Here is a 3412-nt window from a genome sequence, read left to right as displayed (position 1 = left end):
TTGGCGATGGTGAGCTGGAGATGATGGCCGGGAATGGCCTCGTGGTACGCGACGGCCGCGGTCTCATAGCGGTTGCGGGTCTTGGGTTCCCGGAGCTCAGCCGCATGCTCCTCCGGAAAACCACCGGGGATGACCAATCCCGCTGTGCCGGTAGGGAGCCCATCGCGCAGCGGGTCGAAGACCTGGGCCCGCGCCCCCGCCGCCGCCAGTAGTTCACGATGCTCGGCATAGCCGAACGTGAAGGCCGGCCCCCCGGCGATCGCCACCACCGAGCCGGAACCGGCCAGCGCCTGGCCCACCTCGGCCGGCTCCTGGCCGGAGCTGCCGGGCGGGCCGGGTGCCGCCGCTACCGCGCGGTCGACGGCGGCCAACTCGGCGAGGGGATCCCAGCTCGGCCCCGGGGCGCTCGCGGTAGCCAGCGCCGCCACCGCGCCCAGATCGATATGCGCCGCAACAAGATCCGTCATGGCGTCCACCGCGGCCCGGGCGGCGGAGCCGTGCTCGACGGCGGGGATCAGACCGAGGTGGCGGGAAGGGACCGCCAGTTCCGCCAGGCGCGGCAGCGCGCCCAGGACCGGCAGGCCGACGCGGGCGCAGGCGGCGCGCAGCACCTGTTCGTGGCGTTCGCTGCCGACGCGGTTGAGAATCACGCCGCCGAGCCGGATTCCGCTGTCGTAGGTGGCGAAACCGTGCAGCAGCGCCGCCAGGCTCTGGCTGTGGCCGCGCGCGTCGACCACCAGGATCACCGGCGCGCCGAGCATGGCGGCGATCTGGGCGGTGGAGCCCTCGGCGATGGGGTCGGGATTGTGTTCGTCGATGCGGCCGTCGAACAGGCCCATCACGCCTTCGACCACGGCGAGGTCGCAGCCCTCGCTGCCGTGGCGGTACAGGGGGACGACCCGGTCGGCACCGACCAGGACCGGGTCCAGGTTGCGACCCGGCCGCCCGGCGGCGAGGCCGTGGTAGCCGGGGTCGATGTAGTCCGGTCCGACCTTGAACGGCGCGACCCGATGCCCGGCGCGGCGTAGCGCGCCGATCAATCCCGTTGCGACCGTGGTCTTTCCGCTCCCGGACGCGGGTGCGGCGATGACCACCGCGGGTGTGCTCACCATTCGATGCCGCGCTGGCCCTTGCGGCCCGCGTCCATCGGATGCTTCACCTTCGTCATCTCGGTGACCAGGTCGGCGGCCTCGATCAAGGCTGGCGGCGCGTCGCGGCCGGTGATCACCACGTGCTGGTTGCCGGGCCGGTCGGTGAGGGTCTCGACGACGTCGTCCACGTCCACCCAGCCCCACTTGAGCGGGTAGGTGAATTCGTCGAGCACGTAGAAGCGGTGCTCCTCGGCCCCCAGGCGGCGCTTGATCTCCTGCCAGCCGGCCAGCGCTGCCGCGGCGTGGTCGTCATCGCTGCCCTGCTTGCGCGTCCACGACCAGCCCTCGCCCATCTTGTGCCATTCGACGGCGCCGCCGAGGCCCTTCTCGTCGTGCAGCTGCCCGAGGGCGCGGAAGGCGGCCTCCTCCCCCACCTTCCACTTGGCGCTCTTCACGAACTGGAACACCGCGACGTCGAAGCCCTGGTTCCAGGCCCGCAACGCCATTCCGAACGCGGCGGTCGACTTCCCCTTGCCCGGTCCCGTGTGTACCGCCAGCACAGGCAGATTGCGACGCTGCCGCGTCGTCAGCCCGTCATCCGGAATGCTCTCCGGCAGCGGCACACCCTTCGGCATCGACTCCAGCTCCTTCCACGACCGACAATCCGGGCTTCACGGTGCCATACGCCCGCGAGGCGACGGCTCCCGGCCCCGGCTGCGGATCAGTGGAAGTCGAGGGTGAAGATGCTTTTGATGACGCCCAGGAGGCCGTGGACGAAGCCGTCCACGACAGCGCCGGGAACGGGCGTCGGACCCAGCAGCGCTATCCCGGTTTCGAAGGCCGCCTCCCCGTACTTGCGCTCACCGGAGGTTCGACCGCCCGCGCCGCGCCGAGCCGGATACCCGGCCGCGCCGTTCGAGGCGGCCCGTCGGCTTTCGCGCTCGGCCTTGGCGCGCACAGCCATCTCGGCCTCGATCGGTTTGGACGCCTCCCGCCCGACATCGTGGATGCCGCCGTGCGATTCGGCCCAGCCGTGTGTGTAGAACCCCATGACCCACCCGCCCATACTCCGGATGATCCCGGCGCACGAATCGCCGGTCACTACCGCCGATTGTAAGTAGCCGCCGCAGGTTTCAGCAGCATCGGAAGATGTCCTTGCGGCGGCGGAACAGGCGCACGGTCAGGCCGCCCGGGTGGCGCGGACGATCCCGGCGACGGAATCGCCGGTGAGGTCGCTCAATTGCAGGTAGCCGCCGCGCAATTCGGCGGCGAGGTCGCGGGCCAGGCCGAGGCGGATCATGCCGCGTTCGCAGTCGACGACCATGGCGGTGACGGCGTCGTTGGCGAGCATGCGCGCGGCGGCGCGGGCGCGCGGGACGGGGTCGGTGCCGCCGGTGGCGCGACCGTCGGTGAGCAGGACCAGCAGGGGGCGGCGGTGGGGGTCGCGGACGCGTTCGCGGCGCAGCAGGTCGCGGGCCTTCAGGAGTCCTTGCGCCAGTGGGGTTTTGCCGCCGGTGCGCAGGTCGGCCAGGCGGCGGACGGCGATGTCGACCGAGGAGGTCGGGGGCAGCACCAGTTCGGCGTCCTGGCCGCGCACGGTGATGACGGCGACCTTGTCGCGGCGCTGGTAGGCGTCGCGCAGCAGGGCCACCACGGCATTGGTGACGGCGGAGAGGCGGTCGCGCGCGGCCATCGAACCCGAGGTGTCGACCACGAAGACCACCAGATTGCCTTCGCGGCCTTCGCGATACGCGCCGCGCAGGTCGGCGGGAGCGAACGCCAGTCGACCGCTGAGGCGGCCACGTTCGTGCTGGTGAGGCACCGCGGCGAAGATGGTGCCCAGCAGATGCAATCCGGTGGAGGTGTCCTCGATGGCGTGCACGACGCGGCCCTGGCGGGTGCGCGCACGCGAACGTCGGCCGGGCGCACCCTCGCCCACGCCGGGAACCTCCCAGCGGGGAGGCTTGGGAAGCGCCGCGGTGGGCGCGCCGGTGCGCCCCTCCCGGGCGGGGCGGTCGGCCGACGGTTCCCGTTGGCCGGGGTTGGTCTGCCGCGGGTCGTCCGCCTGCCGAGGATCGTGTCCCGACGACCACGGATCGCGGGAATCCTGTTCCGCCCCAGGGGAGTTCGGGCCGCCGTCAGCGGCATCGGGGCCACCGTCGGACGTCTCCGGGTCGACGTCGCGCGGATTCGGGTCGCCGTCCCGCGTTTCCGGGTCGACGCCGGAGTCCTTCATGCCCGTTTCGCTCGATTCATCCGAATCACGCGACTCGTCCTGCCCGGCAGGCTGATCCTGCGGTCCCGCGCCCGGGACCGCCTCT

Annotated in this window: 4 protein-coding genes; all 4 read right to left on the bottom strand. The window is 72.0% G+C overall.

Annotated features, from left to right (window positions below; translation table 11 throughout):
- The coding region (locus ACWELQ_RS41520; protein ID WP_452402472.1) for a cobyrinate a,c-diamide synthase at nt 1-1112 on the bottom strand (1112 nt) is incomplete at its 3' end.
- Nucleotides 1106-1726: a cob(I)yrinic acid a,c-diamide adenosyltransferase gene (gene cobO, locus ACWELQ_RS41515; RefSeq protein ID WP_452402471.1), complete on the bottom strand. Its 621-nt coding sequence runs from the start codon at nt 1724-1726 to the stop codon at nt 1106-1108. The genes cobO and ACWELQ_RS41520, both read right to left, overlap by 7 nt.
- Nucleotides 1727-1812: 86 nt before the next feature.
- Nucleotides 1813-2193, bottom strand: a complete 381-nt coding sequence (locus ACWELQ_RS41510; protein ID WP_452402470.1) for a hypothetical protein — start codon at nt 2191-2193, stop codon at nt 1813-1815.
- Nucleotides 2194-2271: 78 nt separating this feature from the next.
- A partial coding sequence (locus ACWELQ_RS41505) for a VWA domain-containing protein (RefSeq protein WP_452402469.1) occupies nt 2272-3412 on the bottom strand: 1141 nt, incomplete at its 5' end.

This window comes from Nocardia sp. NPDC004722, assembly GCF_053601505.1.
This window is presented reverse-complemented; position numbering and strand designations above follow the sequence as displayed.

Excerpts from the sequence above, each read along its gene's own strand:
- cobO (WP_452402471.1), bottom strand. The coding sequence starts at position 1,726 with ATGCCGAAGGGTGTGCCGCTGCCGGAGAGCATTCCGGATGACGGGCTG.